Consider the following 20116-nt stretch of genomic DNA (forward strand, 5'->3'; position numbering starts at 1 on the left):
ACGCTTTCATCGTTATTGGCTTAGTCCCCTCTGATCGGATAGCCGCTCTTGAGGGGATTTTTATTTTTTCTTGGTCAGCTTCGACTGGTAAGAGAAGGCTTTGGGTATTTCCATCGTGTAAACAATTCCTTCTGATTCTTCACCAAAAAAACCAATTTCATCTAATACAGAGAGAACTTCGGGAAGATTTTTTTTAGGAATGAGAAGGTTTGCTACCTCTCTTGCGGGAGTGAATGCATTCTTATCCATTTGAGAATGGATGAGTTTGTTCAGGGAAATAGTGGAACTAGAAACCCCCACTTTTCGTAGACTAACCAGTGCCGATTCGATAGATTCCTCCTTACAATTGAGAACAACATTTACTCCTTCGAAATAATTTCTATGACGAGTGGATTGACGGAATTGGTTGGATTTTTTCCTCCAATCCATGTTTCCATATAACTGATCTAATGCGGAAATGATTTGGTCCATACTGGCAGCTTGTTTTGGGCCTTCCAAACTAACTTTAGTATTGAGTAAACCCCGCCCCACTGGGAATTCGAAAATAAATCCTCTCCCTGGAAGATCAAGTCTACCCACTTCAATGATAAAATCCATCGCATGTTCTGCGTCAGACGAGTGGACTATTAGTTTTAAAATTTCTTTTTCTTTTGGAATGGTGATTCTTAGTAGTCCCAATTTATCACGCAAACCAGTTCCCGTTCCATAACTAATGGTAGGAACAGCCACTCCATTTTGCAAAACCAAACGGGCTATGGGTTCTGCCGATCCGCGAGGAAGGATACAAAAAAGTCCAGTAAGCCCAGAAAAACCAAGAGCTTTGTTTTTTTCTTCCGTAGTGAATATATAATCAGCAGGAACAGGACTGTGTAAGTCAATCGTTTCCGAGTATACAGTTCCATGTCCTGGAATATTTAATTCCGCTGCATCCCGAAAGAGTGTCAGTAAAAAGTTTTCAGCGATTGGTTCGCATAGGACTTCAAAAATAGTCACTGGTGTATCGATGATGGAATGGTTTTGGTAAAAGTCGAATAACAACCAACCTCGTTTGGCAAGGACGGGATACCTTCCCGCCTCCATGTGGAAATAGTGGATTCTATTTCTTTTAAGAGCGGAGACAACGAGGTCGGTTAAGTCCCTATGAACAATAGCAGTGATTCTTATGGCTTTTAGTTTCGAATTCATTTATTTCTCTTTTCGTTCAGAATCACTTAACGAGAGTTTGCGGGATTTTTCGACAACCATTCCCATAAGTAAAACTGATAAAATGGGGAAGGCGGAGGCAGCTGCAAGGATTCCAAATCCATCTACAGTTCCCATTTGGTTTCCGATCCCTAGTCCCATGGCAATGATCAAAGGAACCGTAATCGGACCCGTCGTAACACCGGCACTATCCCAAGCAATATCGATAAACTCTGATTTGCTGAAGGTGTTCAACACAAGAAGGGATAGATAAACCGGAACAAGGATCCAAACAAGTGGTATTTCGAGTAGAATCTTTAGCATTCCAAGTAAGGTTCCTAGCCCAACACCTACTGCGACTGATTGGATAAGAAGAGATTTTCTAAATGTTCCTACAGTGGTTTCTTCGACTGTATTTCCTAGGGCAGATAATGCTGGTTCTGCGAGGGTGGCGCTATATCCTAAAAAGAAAGCAAATACTAAAACAACTAAGTATCCAAGTAAATTGTCTTCCTTTCCAAATATGGGGCCGTGGATGGGAACATATTCGTAAACTTTATTGATTCGGTTCCAGTTTTCTTCATGGTAAGGAATTCCTGTATAGGACTTTCTTTCTTTGAGATAAAAGAATTTTTCTTCTTTCCCTTCTTCATTGACTGCTTTTAATACCGACTTGGGGTTGAAGTTGGGGATGAATTTTGTGGAGTCTACAAGTTCAATAGAACGAAATGTGGAGGGAAGTTTTCCTCCTACTTGGTCTCCTAATTTGTTCAGTCCAAAGATGATCCCAAAATTAAAGATCGTAAGACCGATGATAGAAAAACCTATTCCTAAAAAAACTTCTTCGGGGTAGGGGATTTTTTCTCTCAGGATCAATGCTAAAAATAAAAACAGAAAAATCGATAAGGGAAGAATCGCTCGTATAGCCAATTGGAAGGCACCGAAGATATTTTCTTTGGCCTTTTGATATAATTCAGGTGGAGTAATCGAATTTGGTTTGGATAGTTTTTTCACAGGTGCTGTCCAGTGAGTGTCGCCAAGTAGGAGTTTTGCTTGCTCTAATGTAATCCCTTGTTTGAAAAAAGTTTCTTCTGGCATGGGTTTAGGTAATTTTTCCGAGAAATACATCCCAACAAGAAATACAGAAAGAACGGGAAAAAGAGAGGCAAGAGTCACAACTCCATAAGCACTACTCTGTTCATTTTTTTCTGCTACTTTGGAAATCCCAATTCCTAAAGCTACAACAAGGGGAACGGTTACAGGACCTGTTGTCACTGCTCCTGAATCCCAAGCAAGGCCGGAAATGAGTTGTAAGTTTTCATCGAAGTAGGCATACACACTTACACCTAACAGTATAAATATTGTTGGTACAAGAATCCGCATCAAAGAAAATCCAAATAAAAATCGTAACATTCCGAACACCACAGAGATCCCAACACCGATGGCTACGGATAAATAGAGATAGAGAGAACCCTCGTTGAGTAAAAAATAAAGTAGAGGTGCATCCCAAGGAGCCACTTTACTGCCACAGGCTCGTAAGATGGAGATGGCAGGTTCTGCGAGGGTTGCCCCAACTCCCATAAGAACAGAAAAGACCATGATGCTAAAGATGCCTAATTTTTGTGGCAATCGAAGTCCCAAGGCCTCGCCTAAGGGCATTAGGCCAAGAAACAATCCTTCTAAAAAAAAGGTGAGACCAAGGACAACGGCTGAGATTCCTAAGGCAATGAGACCTGCTTCTTTTATGGGAATTCGTAAAATAAATAACTGAAAGAGAGCAAGGTATAAGACAATCCAGATCACTGCTTTGATCTGGCCCCAAAGTTTTTTCTGAAAATAAGGTACTATTAGCGTAATGGTTTCTCTAAATCCAATTTGAATGGATTCTTCTTTTTCGTTCCTTGCCATAAAGACAAACTGATTGGGAAAAACATTCTTGCAAAGGGAATTTCAAAAAGAATGTCTCCTGGCAGATGCCAGGAGACTAAGTGTAAACTGGGAAAGAGATTAAAACTTGTAAGCCTTATCTTCTTGGATGAATTTTTTTGTGGTTGTTGCCGTGAGATTGACTGTGGGGCGAATTACGTGAGTTGGTTCATTGTACCAAAGGAATGTTGATACATCCCCAATATCGGTTCTCCATTTAAAGTCAGCTGGTACTTGATTGATAGCACCTGTTCCATGTCCTGCGACAAGAGCAGTCCATTCCACAAGGGATCCATCATAATAAACCGTTGGGTATCCCAGGATATTCAAAGAGGCAAATCCATTCACCTGCGCTTCAAAGTTAGTGCGGCATTGACTGACAATTGTGGTTCCTGGTGTGTAAACAGCACGAGTTGTATCGAAAAGAGTTTTGATTGCTGCTTTGTCTAAGAACTCATATCCATCAGCATTGTCTCTGAGTAAGTCGGCCCAAGGGAATGTTTTGGAGGATTTGATACTTCCTTCAAAAGGAACAAAGGTTTGGTTACCCGCTGAGGCGGACGGTGCACCAGAAGACTGAAAGGAAGTTGTGATATAAGCCTGCCCAGCAGGATTTGTAACAAGTGCGTTTCGTGCCACATTCAAACCTTGTGCTGTCCCATCATACTGCGCCGCTGGTCTTGCATCAATGATCTGTTGTTTGGCGGTAAGCCCTGCGATATTTGCTGCCCCACCTGTTTTTGCGATCTCATAAATATCTTCTAAACCTAAAGTAAGGACAGTGTTATCAACACGGAGCTGTTTTACTGAAAATCCCGCATTTCGTTCTAAGTTAATTCCTGATCGACTTGTCGATAAAGTGATTCCTGCACCCGTTGCTTTTTTGTTCAGGTTTCCATTGAGAATTGCCAGGTTTTTGATATCAGCTCCCCAATAACGTAACCAATACACTCCGCGTGTTACATCTTGTACGGCACCGGCACCCACTGCTTTAGCTGGATAAGCACCAGCAGTGATTCCGTTGCCTGTCCCCACGGCAAAGACCACTAAGTCTTTGGATAGGTTGATTCCAAAAGTTTTTAGCCAATCATCTACAAAAGCTCCATTGGCTTGGTAACGAACGGAGTTGGAGAATAGACCCGTATCTCTTGTTTGGTTGAAACGAAATCCACCACTTGGCAAATCTACTGGTCTGTAATCATCCAAAAGGTAAACATAAACTCCTTGGCTTGGATTTTCTGCTACATAAGGAGATGCGGCACCACCTGCCACGCGGTCTGCCGCATCGGTTTGTAGGATGATGAGATTTCCTGTAATGTGGCTTGGTTTGTTTGTTTGCCAGTTACTTTGAAATCGTGCCAAAGTTTGCGGAGTGATAAGCCCCCAGTTGTTTTGGTTGTAATCAGCTGCCGATTCGTTCACCAAATCAGTAGCGGTGCTCACCTTGATTTGGTTTGCGGCAAAAAGAAGAAGGCCAGCCAGTAAGGTATTGTTGTTTTCTTTCTTTTCCGCACAGGATACCGAGAAGGAAAGCAGGAGGAAAGTTGTGAATGTTCGGGTCCATTTTTGAATCATGGAGTTCTCCTTAAAAAATATTCTTGGAATGGTTTTCCATGGAGAGCGACCGACGGGAAGCCATTTCCGTTATAGCGGAAGTTAAATCTGTTAAAATAGAGCAAAGGATTGGAAATCAGACTAGGATTTTGGAAATTGCTCGGATGCAGGAGGCTTCTGTTCTCTTTTCTGAACAAATCGGACGATTTCAAACCAGATTAATTTATGTTAGGTGATGTTAGAATGATGTCAAAGGTTTCAAGAGGAAAATAATCTATTTAGACTTGCCAAAAATTCCGACAATTTCATTTTAAAAAAACGCTAGGCGTACATATATACCTAGCGGAAAACGATTTAACACTTGCCCCACTGATTAACAGTGGCCTGGAGGATATAAAATGGCAGATTTCGAAAAAATTAAGTCAATCATCGTAGAACAACTTGGTGTTGATGAATCAGAAGTTACACCTGAAGCTCACTTCATCAATGATCTTGGTGCTGACTCTCTTGATACAGTTGAACTAGTTATGGCTCTTGAAGAAGAGTTTGGTGTGGAGATTTCTGATGAAGACGCAGAAAAAATCCAAACCGTAGGCGATGTAATTAAATTCATCGATAAACTTAAGGGGTAATTCCCAATCCAAAAACCGGGTTCCTTTTATAGAGGAACCCGGATCTTTTACCTTGTCCGACTTCATTCGTATTAAACTTCCTCCCGAAAGAATTTCCTCTCTCAAAGAACTTCAATCCCTTACCAAAACTCAGTTTAAGGATATTTCCCTTCTTCACCTAGCGTTTGTTCATAGGTCATTCGCAAACGAAGACTCCGATCGTTATCTTTCTGATAATGAACGATTGGAATTTTTAGGAGACTCGGTTTTAGGAATCTTAGCTGCCGAATTTTTATACCAGTCACTCCCCAAAGGGAAAGAAGGAAAACTGGCTAAACTAAAAAGTAAAATGGTTTCCGCTCCTGCCATTGCGAAACTTGCCCGGGCCTACAGATTCCCTGAATTTTTGCTTCTAGGCAGAGGAGAGAGAGAAAAGGGGGAATCCAATACCAATCTCCAGGCAGACTGCTTTGAGGCCTTCCTAGGGGCCTTGTATCTCGACCAGGGCCTTGAGAGTTGTCGTAAATTTCTCAATCCCCACTTTCAAGTAATGGAAAAGGGTGCGGATGAAGCCGAAGAGACAAAAGATTATAAAACCATTTTGCAGGAATTTTGCCAAAAGAAATGGAAAAAATTACCAGAGTATTCCGTTATGAAAGAAGAGGGTCCTGACCACGAAAAAGAGTTTCTTGTTTCTGTTCTTTGCGAAAAACACTTCCAAACCACTGGGGAAGGAAAGAACAAACGTCGGGCAGAACAGATGGCAGCCAAGGCAGCACTCCGTTTTTTAAAAATACTATGATCGACTTTTTATTAAAATCCAAATCAATGCGGGTTCGCGTGGCCGCACTCATCCAAGATCCTAAGGGTAAAATTTTGCTTGTACAACAGCAAAAAAAACAATCGGGGTATTGGTTACTTCCTGGCGGTGGAATCGAATTTGGTGAGTCGGGAGAAGAAGCACTCAAACGAGAACTGAGCGAAGAGTTGTCTCTAGAAGTAAGCCAAATGGAATTTTTATTTTTAAATGAATCAATTGATCCCAATAAAAAACGCCATCTCATCCAAATTGTTTTTTTGACCAAGGTAAAGGATTTGTTACCTACCCTAAATCCAAAAGAAAAAGCGATTTCAGGATTTGGATACTTTACTACCAAAGAAATTTTAGCAATGGACATTCGTCCGGACATAAAACATTACTTCCGGGCCAAAAGCACAAATAAACCTAGATATATTTCCAGCCCATGGGTGAATGAACCATGAAGTTATCGGAACGTGAAATTGTCGGAGTTGGTTTTCGTTACCCGATCGAATTACATGAAGACTTCCTGGGTTTAGCTGAGAAACTAAATTCTCTTCCCAAAGTTTCGAAAGTTTATGTCCTGACGAGTCGCGAAATTGCAGGTATATACGAAAAATACATTACAAAAGAACTAAGATCGCTGAACGTTCCTTTTTCTTTTATTTACCTAAAACCTGGTGAAAAGAACAAACATATCGATCGGGTAAAGAAAGTTTATAACCAACTCATTGAAACCGATGCAGACCGAAGGGCTGTGGTCATTGCTTTTGGTGGGGGAGTTGTTGGCGACTTCGCTGGATTCATTGCTGCCACTTACCAAAGGGGGGTGCGGTTTGTCCAGGTTCCTACAACACTTCTTGCTTGTGTGGATTCTTCTGTGGGAGGAAAGGTCGCAGTCAATGTAGATTCGGGAAAAAACATGGTAGGTGCTTTTTACCAACCAGAGTTTGTATTTGCACCTCTGTTTACCCTTTCCACTTTACCAGAAAAAGAATGGAGTTGTGGTCTTGCTGAAATTGCAAAACATGCATTTCTTGATGGTGGAGATTTTTTAGATAAAATATCCAAATCAAAACGTTCCGATTATTCCGCAAATTCACCAACTCTTCGTTATGCGATCGAGGAATCTGTCCGAGTTAAATCAGGGATTGTTTCACAAGATGAAAAAGAATCTGGTCTTCGAGCAGTTTTGAATTTAGGGCATACTACGGGACATGCAATCGAATCTTTAACCCAATATAAAAAATACTCTCATGGAGAAGCAGTTGCCGTTGGTCTTGTGACTGCCTTACTTTTGTCTCGTGAACTTGTCGGTTTTTCAGAATCAAATTTTCAAAAAGCAATTTCACTTATGAAACAACTAGACTTACCAACACGATTAGAGGAAAAACCAGAAGAGATTCTAAAACATATGGAACATGATAAAAAAAAGGAAGGGACTTCCTTAAAATTTGTTCTGTTAGAAGATTTTGGAAAACCAAAATTTGGTGTTTCTGTCGAACGAAAGAACATCCTTGAAATTTTAAAACGCCAGAAAGGAAAGTTATAAAATGGGCGGAGGAAGCCTTAAAGAATTCTATTTGGATTTGAATCCATTAACTTTGTTACGAACCCCGGGACGTGACTTTGCAGAAACTATGATTCTATTTGGATATATGGTGGTTTTTGCCGTTTTTTCTTATAAAATCACCATGATTCTTGTGGAAAGAATCAAACCCGCTCCCGATGCCACCCATGAATATAACCGCCGCAAGGTGGCTCGTATGGGATTTCTTTTGGTATTTGGAATTGCCTACCTTCCTGTAATTTTTTCTAGTTTGTCACTCCTACCTACTGTCCTTGGTCTCGCCGGTGCGGGGATTGTCATTTCACTCAAAGAAGTGTGGCTGAATATGGTGGGATGGTTTATGATCATGGGTGGGAATGGATTTAAGGTCGGAGACCGCATTGAGATCGACAATGTCAAAGGGGATGTTGTCAATATTGGTTTTTTTAAATTCACTCTATTGGAAATTGCAGCCGATCCAAGATTTGAACAATCCACAAACAGACTCATTCATTTTCCTAATTATAACGTTGTATTACATCGATTTTTTATCGTTTCTGAAACTATGGATTTTGTTTGGGATGAGTTTCGTGTGTATTTGGAGTTGAATTCCAATTGGGAAAAAGCAGAAAAAATTTGTGCACAAATTCTCCAGGAAGAATTGGTCTTAGCACCCGAATTAGTAGAATCCAAGATTAGAGAGATGTCAAAAAACTATTTAGTAAGGCTTGGCAAAACTACGCCAATTGTATATACTTCTTTAGAACCAGAAGGAACTGTTTTAATGTGTTTGCGTTATTTAACTCCCATCAGGTCAAAACGTCTCAATCGAATCCTAATCTCGAAAGAAATTCTTACAAAGTTCAAAAATGAAAATGACATCCACATCCACACCCATTAAAGACAATTCGATTTGGATATTTTTATCCTTAATACTATTTATCGTTGTTTCTGGTTTTTTGTTTGGGCCTTGTAAAGGAACTGACACACGACCAGGCTCTGTTCCTAAAGAAGCAAACTTTGACAAAAAAACAAACAATTACCTATGGATTGGCGATGGTTTCTATCGGGAATGGTATGATAACGGAAACTTGATCGCAGAGATTCCTGTGAATGTTGTGGGTCAACCTAACGGGTATGGAAGAAAATTAAATTACCTAACAGGAATTACGATCATGGAAGGGAGCATGGTCAATGGGGAACGGGATGGACTTTGGAAGTTCTACTTCTCTGATGGAAAACTTTATATCGAGCAGAATTATAAAGCTGGGAATCGGAAAAAACAGTTATGGATTCAAACAGCAGAAATGGGAAATGAAACCGGCTACTATCATAGGTACTTTCGTAGCGGTCGATTGAATGAAAAGGGTTTCTTTGACGGTGGGCTTCGTACAGGAGATTGGGTTCGTTACTACCCGGATACAAAAGTAGAAGAAAAGGGAAGTTATGAAAATGATAAGAAGGTGGGTGAGTGGTTCTATTACTATCCAACGGGAACCAAAGAAGCTTCAGAACTTTATTCCAACGACGGCGAGATGATTGCCAGGTCTACTTACTATCCCAATGGAAACCTATGGTGTTTGGTGCGTAAAGGAAAGGAACCGGAGTGTCATTAGGCACTCCTTTTTTAATCTAGGGTTTAGAATTCAGTCGCTTTACCAAAAAGGCCCAGGTGGTTTTGGATTAAATCAATATTAAAGAGTAAAAGGCTAAACAGAAACGTTACAAACAAAACAATCAAAATGGTGCTAAACACCGCAAAGAAACCATTTCTTAAAAATCGGAATTGTAAATAAGCAAAACTAACGGCTAAATTCTTCCAATTACTATTGTTCTCTTCTCCACCTACTTTTTTGTAATTGAATATATAAAATAGAGATAAGAGTCCTAGTAAAAAGAATATAAAGTAACTAAATTCAGTTACATAGTGTTTTTGTAAGAGAAAAAGCGGAATGTATATAAAGTTCCCGATTAAAATTCCAATGAGAATAATAAATACTACATGGAATACCGGACCTAGGATAGATCCAGTTTTTGTATTACTGGGAGATCTGCCTTCTTCTTCAAGAGAAGAAGAAAACTGTAGAGACTGAAATCCTTCCGCTAATTCTTTGTTTTTTAAAATCAAACGATAAGCAATCACGCTCATTCCATAAGTGATCACCAAAAAAACAAAATAGAAGTAAGCTGAAATTTCTTTTTGCGAGATTAGATTGAGTTGGTAAAAAACTTTGGGTGCTAAAACGACAAAAGATACAGGGTAAAAAACATTCGCTAAAGACTTATGAAACCAGGCTCTAAAAGCATAAGAAACAGCAGTAGAAAAGGCTAAAAGTAAATAAAATAAGGAAAGGCCCAGAAGTAACTTTTGGCCTACTAATACTCGTTTGATATTGTCTTTTGTTTCTTCCTGCTCTGTATCAACGGGGAGTTCTCTTGATTCTAACTGTACCAAAAAAGATTCCAAATAGGAGATTCGGTTCAAAACCCCATTTTCTAAGATTATCTTTGGTTTCATGGATTCCGCTGTCTGTTCTGAAGATTCTGCGGTTATATAATCTGGGAACTGGACTGTGTAATCAACGAAGAGCGAGTGGAGGATTACAAAAGCAATGAATAGGGAAGCAATGATAGGGAGTTGTTTTTTCAATTTATACATAAAGATTATAAGATCACAAAAATAGTCATCATTCCAATGGCGAGAACAACTAACATAATAATGTAGGGCCATAAATGGAAACTTTCATCTGCAGATAGTGTCGGTTTTTGTTTGGCTTTTGAGACCGCAACAGTCGGTGAGGCAACTGAATTCATGATGTTGGCAGCACCTTGTTGGCTGTCGGTTGTTTTGATTTTTACAGAGTTTTCTTCTTCAATGATTTTGCCGTATACTTGTTCATTGATTTTGATGACAACTTCCGAAAAATTCTTGTTATTCGAGATGTTTACAATTTTAGCCGGGATTTGTTTGATTGCACCAGATTCTTCTTTCAACTCTAAGGTATTGATGATGGAATCTGTCACTCCATCTCCTGGAACCAAGCGGATGTACACATTGTCACCTGCTTTGAGTTCTACGAGAGGAACTCCATTCACAGGAGAGAGTTGGAATTTGAATTGAACAATTTGTTTGTCTGCTGGAATTAAAAATCCAGAGGCTTGGGGAACCGGAGTTACTGGAGGAGCTTCTTTTTTTGCAATTTCCTCCTCATCCACGGTGGTTTTGGAAATTTCATTTGGATCGATCAGTTCAAAATGGATTTCTACCTTAGGTTCGGAGTTTCCAGAGGTTCTTTTGTGAATTTCGCTAAAAACAAAATCCAAACGGTCCGTTAGGTTGTGGTCCATATAATGGAGGATTTCTTCTAAAAAACTTTCCGAACCAAATTTAGTTTTGATAAGCTCCTGGAGAGACTTGGTAATGTTTTTTTGTTGTTCCCCTTTGTAGATGACCCTTTGCATCCGGTTGTAAAAGTCCTGAAATGTGGACCGAACGGGCAAAAGGGAAAGTGGGCTTGTACACGAAACTCCCTCAAACTTCACCGATTTGGTTTCAACCGGGTCTATGACGGCGGCAATCATGGTATAGACCATGTTGGCTTCGTCTCGAAGGTTTACTTTGACAGAATAATAGTTTGGTGTCTCAGGCATAAGGTTCTTTTTTGACAGTATCCATCTTTAGAAGAAAGCTGTCAAAAAGATTAGGTCATCATGGGAATCGTCTCTTTAATCACAATCCGTTACATCCGAGGGTCCAGAGTACTGGGATTCCTCTCTATCAAATCCAGGCTGTCGTTCATTGTTATGGCGGTCGGAGTCGGACTCCTAGTAGTAGTCCTCTCCATTTTCAACGGATTCCAAAAACAAGTAAAAGAATCACTTTGGCAAGGGGGGCCTCATATCACGATAGAGAACTCCTATGGCTCTGGTGCCATATATGAATACGAAAAGGTCATTGAATACCTCAAGTCTGACCCGAAGTTAGCAGAGTCCTTTGTTTCCGTGGAAGGAAACATCACAAGCCACGGTCTCATCCAAAGCAATAATAACTTTAACCCGATAATGATACGCGCAGTCCCCGTTGACTCCGTAGAAAAATTGGTGGAAAATGGTCTACCCAACTTCCCTCGGATCTTACAATATGATCGAAATGAAATCCAAGCCATCAATACGAAGAAACTCGTAGTCGTGGGAAAAGAGATGAGTGCCATTTATGGATACGGTCTCGGCCGAGAAATTACCATGGCAGTTCCTGGAGGAAGGTTTACTGTCGAACGAGGGGTGCAGGTGAATGTACAAACCTTTCGTCTGACAGGACTTTTCAAAACGGGATATTATAACTATGATTCCAAGTTTGTGTTTTTGTCTCTCCCACAAGCCCAAGAGTTTTTTAAAATGAAAGGTGCTGTAAACCAAGTAGCAATTAAGGTTCGTTCCCTAGATGATTTAAAACTCACTAAACATAGAATCTTATCTCGGTTAAACGAAGACAATTGGAATCCAAAAATCCAAGAGGAAACTTCCTTTTCAGTGCGAACCATCGCGGAAGAACAAGAAAACTTTTTGGCCGCTCTTAGGCTTGAAAAAACAATCATCTCCATTATTGTTTTTCTTTTCATCGTTCTTGCTGCCCTCGGGATGGTGGCTACTGTCCACTCTCTCATCCGTGCAAAACGTCGCTCAATTGGAACTTTGAAAGCACTGGGTCTTGCTTCAAACGATATTCTACTCATCTTTACATTGAATGCAATGATTGTGGGAATTTTATCATCTCTCGTTGGTGGGATGACGGGAATCTTCATTGCGACAAAATTAGAAGTCATCATCAATGTAATCTCCGAGATTATTAATGGTGTTGGTGGTTTACTCAATCCTGGGGATTGGGATCCAGTAGAACTTGTTCCAAAAGATATTTATTATTTTGATCATATCCCTGTGGATATTGATATATCCTTTATCTTTATGGTGACAACAGCAGCAACCATTCTCTCTGGCCTTGCTGGATATTTCCCGGCACGTATGGCCGCTAATCTAAACCCTGTGGATACAATAAGAAATGACTGATATCAATGTAAAACCAACTGTCTCTGTTCGCAAATTAGAAAAATATTACCAGGTTGTAGACAAAAAGTATCATATCATTTCTGGTCTTGATTTTGAAGTGATGCCTGGAGAGATTGTTTCTGTGGAAGGGGCATCGGGAGTGGGAAAATCCACACTTCTCAATATCCTTGGTGCCATGGATTCGTTTGACGACGGTGAGGTGGAAGTTTGCGGAGTGAGTCTTAAAAACCTAAATGAAAAACAAAGAGAAAGTTTTCGTGCAGAAAAAATTTCTTTTATTTTCCAACAACATCTTTTGTTGCCAGACTTTACTGCTTTGGAAAATGTGATGATGCCACTTCTTATTGCTAGGATGAATCCTTCCTTAGCGAAACAGCAAGCCACAGAGATTTTAAAAAAAGTAGGACTTGGGGAAAGAACAGAAAGTTTTCCTTCCCAACTTTCGGGAGGAGAGAGTGCTCGCGTTGGAGTAGCGCGTGCCCTTGTGGGTAGACGGCAACTCATATTGGCAGATGAGCCGACTGGAAACTTGGACAGAGACAACTCAAGGCATTTGATGGATCTCATCAAGGAACTCCAAAACGAATTTAAGTTTTCTTTGATTCTCGTGACTCATGACTTGGAATTAGCTTCCATGGCTCATAAACGGAATCGAATTGTGTCAGGGCAACTAACTCCAGTTATCTGACATGCTGTTTTGTCGTTTTTGCGGAACCAAAGAAATTCAGTTTCGTAAAAGCGGCAAGTTCGGTTGTGTCCATTGTGCTCAAATTTTTAACTACCCCAAGCCAAATCCCAAAACAAAAATCCCTGAAAGCCTGATCCAAACTTTAGAATCATTTGTAAAAATCAACGCAAAGTCTTTAAGGCTTTTGTCATTACGAACCCGGATCACAAGAAATCTAAGATCGAATTTGTTCCCTTTTTATGATCCACTCATTGAAAAATCCAAACAATTGTTAGTTGAAAATGGGCTCGGCTCCTTATTGTATGGGGAGGAGAATTTTCTTCCCGTTGATTCTACCGAAAACCACCAACGCCGGACAGGTTTTTATTTAGGTTCGGAAGACCATATCCGTTGGGAAACCTGCTCTCCCAAGTGGGAGCGAGACCATCGGAAAACGCTGGGAATTCCAAAGGAGAAAGTTTCCCTTTTTCGGTTTTTGTTCCAAAAGGATCACTGGGCCGTCCTACCTGAGCTTGGTTTCGTTTCCTCCTGTCCTACCAATTTGGTTCGGGGAAGGCGAGATTCGATCCTAGTCGGACTTGATCCCGAGCTCGTTTCTGAGTTTTTTTCAATTTTACAAACATTACCTGAATTTGGTATAGAATTTGCTCCATCCACCGATCATAGAATGAGGAACTTCGGAAAAGACCGTGTTCTTGTCGTAAAAATCTCGTGGAAGAACGTTTTGGCAGTTCAAAAACGTCAGTTTTACAAAATTCTTGGTTTACTCGGCTCCTATTAAACCGGTACGGTCATGATGGGAACAAGGACGTTCGTCTAATTAATAAAGGCAGGGTGCGGCATGTTGGAATTCACAAAAAGAGCAAAAAGAGTCATCAACGAAATCGCCCAAGATGAGGCGAAACGTTTGGGTTCCGATTTTATCGGTCCTGAACACATTCTACTTGGGCTTCTCCGGGAGGAGGACTCTGTCGCGATTAAGATTCTTACGAATCTAAACATCAATTTGAACGAACTCCGTAAAGAAGTCGAAAAGAGAACTCGTGAGGGTTCGGGTGCCTTGTTACTTGATGTAAGTCAAGGACAAGACAAATACCAAAAAATGATCGAAGTTTCTAAAGAGGAAGCAAAACGCCTCAAACATAACTATGTGGGAACCGAACACATTCTTTTGGCACTACTTCGCGATAATAATAATATCGCCGGTGGATCGTTATCCTCTTTCAGCGTAAATTATAACGTCATTAAATCAGAGATTTTACGACTTTTAGGAGCACCACCATCAGGTGCAGTGGGTGGCGGAACTACGGGAACACAATCGGGTCCACAAGGCCAAACGCAAACGGCAGCTCCAAGACAAGAAAAGAGTAAAACTCCTATTTTGGATGAGTTTGCAAGGGATTTAACGCAACTGGCTCGTGAGAAAAAATTGGATCCAGTGATTGGTCGTTCGAAAGAAATCGAAAGAGTGATTCAAATCCTTTCTCGTAAAACAAAAAATAACCCAGTGCTCGTGGGAGAATCAGGTGTGGGTAAAACTGCCATTGTGGAAGGCCTTGCCCAAGCTGTGATTGAAAAGTTGGTTCCTGACCTTCTTTTCGATAAACGAGTGTTATCTCTTGATTTAGCAAGCCTAATTGCTGGTACTAAATATCGTGGTGAGTTTGAAGAACGATTGAAAAAAATCATGAAAGAAATCGTCACCTCCCAAAACATCATCATCTTTATTGATGAGTTGCACACTCTCATTGGAGCGGGTGCGGCAGAGGGAGCGGTGGATGCAGCAAACATTCTCAAACCAGCTCTCGCACGAGGTGAGTTGCAATGTATTGGTGCGACAACCAATAACGAATACCGCAAGTACATCGAAAAAGATTCTGCTTTGGAGAGAAGATTCCAAATGGTGAAGGTTCTTGAACCTTCTGTGGATGATGCAGTTCTGATCTTAGATGGTTTGAAAAAAGCGTATGAAGCTCACCATAAGGTGCGTTATACGGAAAAAGCGATCGAACAAGCGGTAAAATTATCTCACCGTTATATCAACGATCGTTTTTTACCGGACAAAGCCATTGATATCATTGATGAGGCCGGAGCGAAAGCACGTCTTGCCAATTGCCAACGTCCGAACGAAATCAAAGAGATCGAAGAAGAAATCAAAGGTCTTTCTGTTAAAAAAGAAGATTTGGTTCGTAGCCAAGAGTATGAAAAAGCGGCTGCCGTTCGTGATGAAGTGAATCGTAAAAAAGGCCTTTTGGATGAAAAAACCAAACAGTGGCAAGAACGAATGGAAGGGTATGCTGTTTCGATTGAAGAAGAAGACATCCTATCCGTTGTTAGCCTCTGGACTGGAATTCCTTTGAAAAAAATGGAAGAGTCCGAAAATACAAAACTTCTCAATTTGGAAGAAGACATCAAAACTCGCATTGTGGGTCAAACTGACGCTATCGAAAAAGTGGCTCGTGCTGTTCGCCGTTCACGCACTGGACTTAAAAGTGAAAAACGACCTACGGGATCGTTTATTTTTCTTGGCCCAACAGGTGTCGGAAAAACGGAACTTGCAAAAGCACTCGCAGAACAACTCTTTGGTTCTGAAGACAATATGTTACGTATTGATATGTCAGAATACATGGAACCTCATGCGGTTTCAAGGCTCATCGGAGCTCCTCCAGGTTACGTCGGATATGATGATGGTGGCCAACTCACAGAATTCGTAAGAAGAAAACCATACAGTTTGGTTCTTCTTGATGAAATCGAAAAGGCTCACCATGATCTTTTTAATATCCTACTCCAAATCATGGAAGAAGGGAATTTAACCGATACGAAAGGGCGTAAGGTAAACTTTCGCGATACCATCATCATCATGACATCGAACATTGCTGCGAAAGAAATTTCGAAAGGTGGTCGATTGGGTTTTGAAGATTTTGCAGACGAAAGAGAAACTTACAAAGCGGAACAGGCTAGGGAACAATTGAAAAAACATTTCAATCCTGAGTTCCTAAACCGTGTCGATGAAGTGGTTTACTTTGCTCCTCTCAAAAAAGAAGAGATCGTAAACATTGTGGATATTATGTTAAAAGACTTTAACAAACGCCTGACTGAAAAGAAAGTGCTTGTGGATCTTTCATTTGCCGCAAAGGAACATTTCGCTACCATTGGATACGACCAAAACTATGGAGCTCGTCCACTGCGACGTGTGTTCCAAAGAGAATTGGAAGACTATATGGCTGTGCAGTCTTTGAAAGGTGTCTATGACAATCCAACTAAGATCCTTGTGGATTTAGTAGAAGGAAAACTTGTGTATTCAGAAACACCTTGGACTGAATATACAGAGCCTCCTAAAAAAGATGACGGCCCTTCCCCAAGTGCCGAGGAAAAAGATTTGGCTCTCGTTTAGAGAGCCTTTCGGAAAGGCGAACGGAAATGGCTATCCTCATTCCCCTCGTCTTTCTGTTTTCCTATTTTTTCATTCGCAAAGTTTGGTTCCAACTCCGGAAAATCCGCACGGTGGGAACCATTGAACGAATTGAATTGGGTTACATTCGGCCCAATCTCATTCTCCCCGAAGTCAAAGTTTATTATAAATATTACTTCCAATCGGGACTCTATTTTGGTTCTGGTTATCTCAATTTATCAGATTTTCTCCTGAATCAGGAATTTCATGTCCATATGGGCCTAGGTGAAAATCCGATTCTTTATACGGCCGACACCGAAATCATCACCGAGGAACATATCGAACATTACTTGCTTTCCAAAGGGGGCAGCGTTTTCCTATACCTGGACCCTATCGAACCCTATCATTCTAGGATTGATTCGGTCAATTTGAACTCCATTACAGTTCCATCGGACCTTTTATGAAACATTTTATCCACATTGCCGCTGTTACTTGTCTTCTCGTAACATCTCTTTATGCTCAAGAAAAAGAACAGGTAGGTTCTGCTTACTTTCAAGCTGTTGATGAATATAAGGTGAAAAACTACAGCAAGTCGATTGAACTTGTAAAAAGCCTTATGACTGATGGTAAATCCTCTTATGAATTCTTTGCATTACTTGCATTTAACTATGATAAACTGAATGATTTCGAAAATTCTTATAAAAACATTTTAGAAGCAAGAAAACGTAAACCCGATGATGAGGATCTTTTGCAAACAAGCCTTGCCATTTTAACCCGCCATAAAAAATGGAAACCAGCCATTGAACTGGCCGAAAAAACCATTCCGCTATACCCACAAAATCCAGAAGTGAGGTATTTTTATGCTTTGGCACTTTCAGAAAAAGGGGCGTCCAAAACAGCTCTTTCTCAAATTGAAAAAGCAAAAGCAGGTAGCCCCAGTGACTTTCGGATGTTGGAGTTAGAAGGTAAAATTTATTATAACTTAAAAAATTATGACAAAGCAGATGTTAGTTTACGCTGGGCATCTTCCTTGAATCAAAACTCTGCAGAAATTTGGAACAACTTAGCTCTTGTCCAAGAGTCTTTGTACAAATCGAACAAAAAATTGGGTAAAAAATCCCAAGCAAATACTTATTTATCAGAAGCGAAAGAATGTATCCAAAAAGCGTCTGATTTAAATGGGGAAAGTAATACGATTAAAGAAAATTCGAAACGGATTGCTGCCTTCACATCCCTGTGAAAATTAAGTTCCATACACTTGGTTGCCGGTTGAATTTTTTTGAGACCGATGGTATGTACTCAGTACTAAAAGAAAAAGGTTTTTCTCTTGCACAGGCAGAAGAAGAAGCTCAATACATAGTTGTCAATACTTGTACTGTTACCAATAAAGCTGACGTAAAGAATCGTAATATCATTCGAAATGCCATTCGAACGAACCCCGGTGCCAAAGTTTATGTAACAGGTTGTTATGCGGAAACGGATAAGGAAATTTTACAAAATATCCCGGGAGTTTTTGGTGTATTTGGCAATACAGATAAAAGTGCTCTTCCCTATAAAATTTTAGAAGATTGGGAAGGAAAAGAATCCTATCCCCATAAGGCACTCGATCGTTTTTCTTATTCCGATGTACTTCCCGAAGGCCATACACGTGCCTATTTAAAAATCCAAGATGGATGTAATCGGAAATGTTCCTATTGTAAAATTCCGGCGGCAAGGGGACTTGGGGTCAGCAGAAATTATAATGATGTTTTAGACCAAGTCAAATACCTCCAGGACAATGGCGTTGGTGAAATTCAATTAACGGGCGTTAACCTCGGTTGGTACAGGCTAGAAAATGGGGAAAAGGGTTTTTTGAATCTTTTGGAAGACATTCTAAAGGTTTTAGAATATACTCGCATTCGCCTTTCCTCCATTGAACCACCTGACGTGGGTTCCGGTTTACTGGACCTTATGAAACATCCAAGGTTTTGCAAATTTTTGCACATTCCGATTCAAAGCGGAAGCCGTAAGGTTTTAAAAGACATGCGAAGGACTTATCATCCAGATGCATTCCGCACAAGGATCGAACTAGCAAAAGAAAAACTTCCCAACTTATTTCTCGGAACCGATGTGATTGTTGGATTTCCTTCCGAAACAGAAGTAGAATTTCAAGAAACCAAGGATTTGTTAGTGGAACTAGGTTTTGCTAAGTTACATGTTTTCCCATATTCGGTTCGTAAGGGAACAACGGCCGAAAGTTTTGGGGATCCGATTCCTGGTGATGAAAAAAAACGCAGAGTGCTTGATTTGATGTCACTGAGTTCTACGCTTCATACTAAATATGCAGAATCTGTGATGGGAAAAACTTATGAAGCCATTCTCGAAAGTGATGGAAGACTTGTGACGGACAATTACCTAAAAGGTCGTTTGGCGGATTCTTTCCGATTTGATACCTTACAAACTGGTCAGTTTGTTGATGTTAGGTGTCTTGAATACAGACCCGCCAAAGATAGAGAAGGTGAGTTTGTTTTTGGATTGTCTCTTTAGTTTTCCTTAGAAAAAGAATTCCCAAAAACTCTCGATCCGATATGATAAGGTCAACATGGATCGTAAAAAGTTATATATCGTTGGTTCCGTTCTTGTAATCGTTCTAATTGTTACGTCTTACTTTTTCATTCGAAATTCTCAATCAAATCGCCTCGGTATCGAAAGAGGTTCCTTAGTAGAGGCAGTCTATGCTTTAGGAACTGTGAAACCAGTCGATAGTTTTAGTCTAAAGTTTGGGATTGCGGCCTCGGTTCGAGAGATTTTTGTAGAAGAGGGGCAAACCGTAACCAAAGGCCAAGCTCTCCTTGTTAATGATTCAGGAATTACCTTTCGGTCCCCATTTAATGGCACCTTGACAAAGTTAAACGTGGCAAAAAATGAAATAGCAATGCCTGGAATTCCTATTTTGGAAATCCAAAATTTAAAAGAAGTTTATATATCCGTTTCTCTAGACCAAGAATCCGCCTTACGTGTAAAACCAGAACAAGTAGTCCAACTTAGTTTTGAGTCCATTCGAGGGAATGTGTATAAGGGAAAGGTGGAAAGGATATATCCATCGGATGGACAGTTTTTGGTAAGAATTGAGCCACAGGAACTGCCACAAGGGATTTTGCCAGACATGACAACCGATGTTGCCATCGAAGTTTCTTCTAAGGAAAATGTCATCTTAGTCCCGTTAGTTGCTGTTGATAGAGGAAAACTCACTCGATTTCGCAATGGAAAACGTGATAAAATTGAAATTCGGATTGGAGCGATCAACTCTGAATATGGGGAACTTATCCAAGGAGATTTGAAAGAAGGCGACGAAGTATTGGTCAAAAACTAA

At 40.4% G+C, this 20116-nt stretch carries 19 protein-coding genes; 14 read left to right on the forward strand and 5 right to left on the reverse strand.

Translation table 11 applies throughout. The annotated features are described in order from the left end of the window. Positions 1–60: 60 nt before the first annotated feature. The 3 genes from JWG40_RS00930 to JWG40_RS00940 form a co-directional block, all read right to left on the reverse strand. On the reverse strand, positions 61–1185 hold the full coding sequence (locus JWG40_RS00930; RefSeq protein WP_205284015.1) for a hypothetical protein: 1125 nt from the start codon (positions 1183–1185) through the stop codon (positions 61–63). Continuing rightward, a complete protein-coding gene (locus JWG40_RS00935) occupies positions 1186–3090 on the reverse strand; it encodes a DUF1538 domain-containing protein (protein ID WP_205284016.1) in 1905 nt (634 codons plus the stop codon). A gap of 99 nt (positions 3091–3189) precedes the next feature. After that, positions 3190–4683 (reverse strand): sulfurtransferase, encoded by a 1494-nt coding sequence (locus JWG40_RS00940; protein WP_205284017.1) that lies wholly within the window; start codon positions 4681–4683, stop codon positions 3190–3192. Between the two features lie 377 nt (positions 4684–5060). Here JWG40_RS00940 and acpP point away from each other — a divergent pair, with 377 nt between their 5' ends. The 6 genes from acpP to JWG40_RS00970 are packed head-to-tail and all read left to right on the forward strand — an operon-like array spanning position 5061 to position 9237. Further along, positions 5061–5294, forward strand: a complete 234-nt coding sequence (acpP, locus tag JWG40_RS00945) for an acyl carrier protein (protein WP_002974954.1) — start codon at positions 5061–5063, stop codon at positions 5292–5294. Positions 5295–5346: 52 nt separating this feature from the next. Continuing rightward, entirely contained in the window at positions 5347–6075 is a 729-nt protein-coding gene (rnc, locus tag JWG40_RS00950) for a ribonuclease III (protein ID WP_205284018.1), read from the forward strand. Further along, positions 6072–6536, forward strand: a complete 465-nt coding sequence (locus JWG40_RS00955; RefSeq protein WP_205284019.1) for an NUDIX domain-containing protein — start codon at positions 6072–6074, stop codon at positions 6534–6536. The genes rnc and JWG40_RS00955 overlap by 4 nt, the downstream gene beginning before the upstream one ends. Next, the gene (aroB, locus tag JWG40_RS00960) at positions 6533–7624 is read left to right on the forward strand and encodes a 3-dehydroquinate synthase (protein ID WP_205284020.1); all 1092 of its coding nucleotides are present in this window, start codon (positions 6533–6535) and stop codon (positions 7622–7624) included. The genes JWG40_RS00955 and aroB overlap by 4 nt, the downstream gene beginning before the upstream one ends. Position 7625: 1 nt before the next feature. Then, positions 7626–8522 (forward strand): mechanosensitive ion channel family protein, encoded by an 897-nt coding sequence (locus JWG40_RS00965; RefSeq protein ID WP_205284021.1) that lies wholly within the window; start codon positions 7626–7628, stop codon positions 8520–8522. Beyond that, positions 8497–9237 carry a toxin-antitoxin system YwqK family antitoxin gene (locus tag JWG40_RS00970; RefSeq protein WP_205284022.1) on the forward strand — a complete coding sequence of 247 codons (741 nt, stop codon included), beginning with the start codon at positions 8497–8499 and terminating at the stop codon, positions 9235–9237. Before JWG40_RS00965 ends, JWG40_RS00970 begins: the two co-directional genes overlap by 26 nt. 23 nt (positions 9238–9260) lie before the next feature. Here the strand turns inward: JWG40_RS00970 and JWG40_RS00975 are convergent, their stop codons facing one another. Together JWG40_RS00975 and JWG40_RS00980 are read right to left on the reverse strand one after the other, a co-directional pair. Next, a complete protein-coding gene (locus tag JWG40_RS00975; RefSeq protein WP_205284070.1) occupies positions 9261–10280 on the reverse strand; it encodes an LIC_10230 family protein in 1020 nt (339 codons plus the stop codon). Between the two features lie 5 nt (positions 10281–10285). Beyond that, entirely contained in the window at positions 10286–11272 is a 987-nt protein-coding gene (locus JWG40_RS00980) for a hypothetical protein (protein ID WP_205284023.1), read from the reverse strand. 60 nt (positions 11273–11332) lie between these two features. Here JWG40_RS00980 and JWG40_RS00985 point away from each other — a divergent pair, with 60 nt between their 5' ends. The 8 genes from JWG40_RS00985 to JWG40_RS01020 are packed head-to-tail and all read left to right on the forward strand — an operon-like array spanning position 11333 to position 20116. Continuing rightward, positions 11333–12685 (forward strand): ABC transporter permease, encoded by a 1353-nt coding sequence (locus JWG40_RS00985; protein WP_205284024.1) that lies wholly within the window; start codon positions 11333–11335, stop codon positions 12683–12685. Next, positions 12678–13373: an ABC transporter ATP-binding protein gene (locus JWG40_RS00990; protein WP_205284025.1), complete on the forward strand. Its 696-nt coding sequence runs from the start codon at positions 12678–12680 to the stop codon at positions 13371–13373. The genes JWG40_RS00985 and JWG40_RS00990 overlap by 8 nt, the downstream gene beginning before the upstream one ends. Before the next feature lies 1 nt (position 13374). Next, complete coding sequence (locus tag JWG40_RS00995; protein ID WP_205284026.1) at positions 13375–14154, forward strand: ATP--guanido phosphotransferase; 780 nt, start codon at positions 13375–13377, stop codon at positions 14152–14154. Positions 14155–14214: 60 nt separating this feature from the next. Then, positions 14215–16767 carry an ATP-dependent Clp protease ATP-binding subunit gene (locus tag JWG40_RS01000; protein WP_205284027.1) on the forward strand — a complete coding sequence of 851 codons (2553 nt, stop codon included), beginning with the start codon at positions 14215–14217 and terminating at the stop codon, positions 16765–16767. 26 nt (positions 16768–16793) lie between these two features. After that, positions 16794–17228 (forward strand): hypothetical protein, encoded by a 435-nt coding sequence (locus tag JWG40_RS01005; protein WP_205284028.1) that lies wholly within the window; start codon positions 16794–16796, stop codon positions 17226–17228. Beyond that, on the forward strand, positions 17225–18004 hold the full coding sequence (locus JWG40_RS01010) for a tetratricopeptide repeat protein (protein ID WP_205284029.1): 780 nt from the start codon (positions 17225–17227) through the stop codon (positions 18002–18004). The genes JWG40_RS01005 and JWG40_RS01010 overlap by 4 nt, the downstream gene beginning before the upstream one ends. Continuing rightward, entirely contained in the window at positions 18001–19290 is a 1290-nt protein-coding gene (gene mtaB, locus JWG40_RS01015; protein ID WP_205284030.1) for a tRNA (N(6)-L-threonylcarbamoyladenosine(37)-C(2))-methylthiotransferase MtaB, read from the forward strand. Before JWG40_RS01010 ends, mtaB begins: the two co-directional genes overlap by 4 nt. A 55-nt stretch (positions 19291–19345) precedes the next feature. Further along, on the forward strand, positions 19346–20116 hold the full coding sequence (locus JWG40_RS01020) for an efflux RND transporter periplasmic adaptor subunit (protein ID WP_205284031.1): 771 nt from the start codon (positions 19346–19348) through the stop codon (positions 20114–20116).

Source organism: Leptospira abararensis, assembly GCF_016918735.1.
Classification (GTDB): domain Bacteria; phylum Spirochaetota; class Leptospiria; order Leptospirales; family Leptospiraceae; genus Leptospira_A; species Leptospira_A abararensis.

Bases quoted from the DNA above. Each gene is read 5' to 3' on its own strand.
- JWG40_RS00930 (WP_205284015.1), bottom strand. From the start codon at position 1,185: ATGAATTCGAAACTAAAAGCCATAAGAATCACTGCTATTGTTCATAGG.
- JWG40_RS00935 (WP_205284016.1), bottom strand. From the start codon at position 3,090: ATGGCAAGGAACGAAAAAGAAGAATCCATTCAAATTGGATTTAGAGAA.
- JWG40_RS00940 (WP_205284017.1), bottom strand. From the start codon at position 4,683: ATGATTCAAAAATGGACCCGAACATTCACAACTTTCCTCCTGCTTTCC.
- acpP (WP_002974954.1), top strand. From the start codon at position 5,061: ATGGCAGATTTCGAAAAAATTAAGTCAATCATCGTAGAACAACTTGGT.
- JWG40_RS00955 (WP_205284019.1), top strand. From the start codon at position 6,072: ATGATCGACTTTTTATTAAAATCCAAATCAATGCGGGTTCGCGTGGCC.
- aroB (WP_205284020.1), top strand. From the start codon at position 6,533: ATGAAGTTATCGGAACGTGAAATTGTCGGAGTTGGTTTTCGTTACCCG.
- JWG40_RS00965 (WP_205284021.1), top strand. From the start codon at position 7,626: ATGGGCGGAGGAAGCCTTAAAGAATTCTATTTGGATTTGAATCCATTA.
- JWG40_RS00970 (WP_205284022.1), top strand. From the start codon at position 8,497: ATGACATCCACATCCACACCCATTAAAGACAATTCGATTTGGATATTT.
- JWG40_RS00975 (WP_205284070.1), bottom strand. From the start codon at position 10,280: ATGTATAAATTGAAAAAACAACTCCCTATCATTGCTTCCCTATTCATT.
- JWG40_RS00980 (WP_205284023.1), bottom strand. From the start codon at position 11,272: ATGCCTGAGACACCAAACTATTATTCTGTCAAAGTAAACCTTCGAGAC.
- JWG40_RS00985 (WP_205284024.1), top strand. From the start codon at position 11,333: ATGGGAATCGTCTCTTTAATCACAATCCGTTACATCCGAGGGTCCAGA.
- JWG40_RS00990 (WP_205284025.1), top strand. From the start codon at position 12,678: ATGACTGATATCAATGTAAAACCAACTGTCTCTGTTCGCAAATTAGAA.
- JWG40_RS00995 (WP_205284026.1), top strand. From the start codon at position 13,375: ATGCTGTTTTGTCGTTTTTGCGGAACCAAAGAAATTCAGTTTCGTAAA.
- JWG40_RS01000 (WP_205284027.1), top strand. From the start codon at position 14,215: ATGTTGGAATTCACAAAAAGAGCAAAAAGAGTCATCAACGAAATCGCC.
- JWG40_RS01005 (WP_205284028.1), top strand. From the start codon at position 16,794: ATGGCTATCCTCATTCCCCTCGTCTTTCTGTTTTCCTATTTTTTCATT.
- JWG40_RS01010 (WP_205284029.1), top strand. From the start codon at position 17,225: ATGAAACATTTTATCCACATTGCCGCTGTTACTTGTCTTCTCGTAACA.
- JWG40_RS01020 (WP_205284031.1), top strand. From the start codon at position 19,346: ATGGATCGTAAAAAGTTATATATCGTTGGTTCCGTTCTTGTAATCGTT.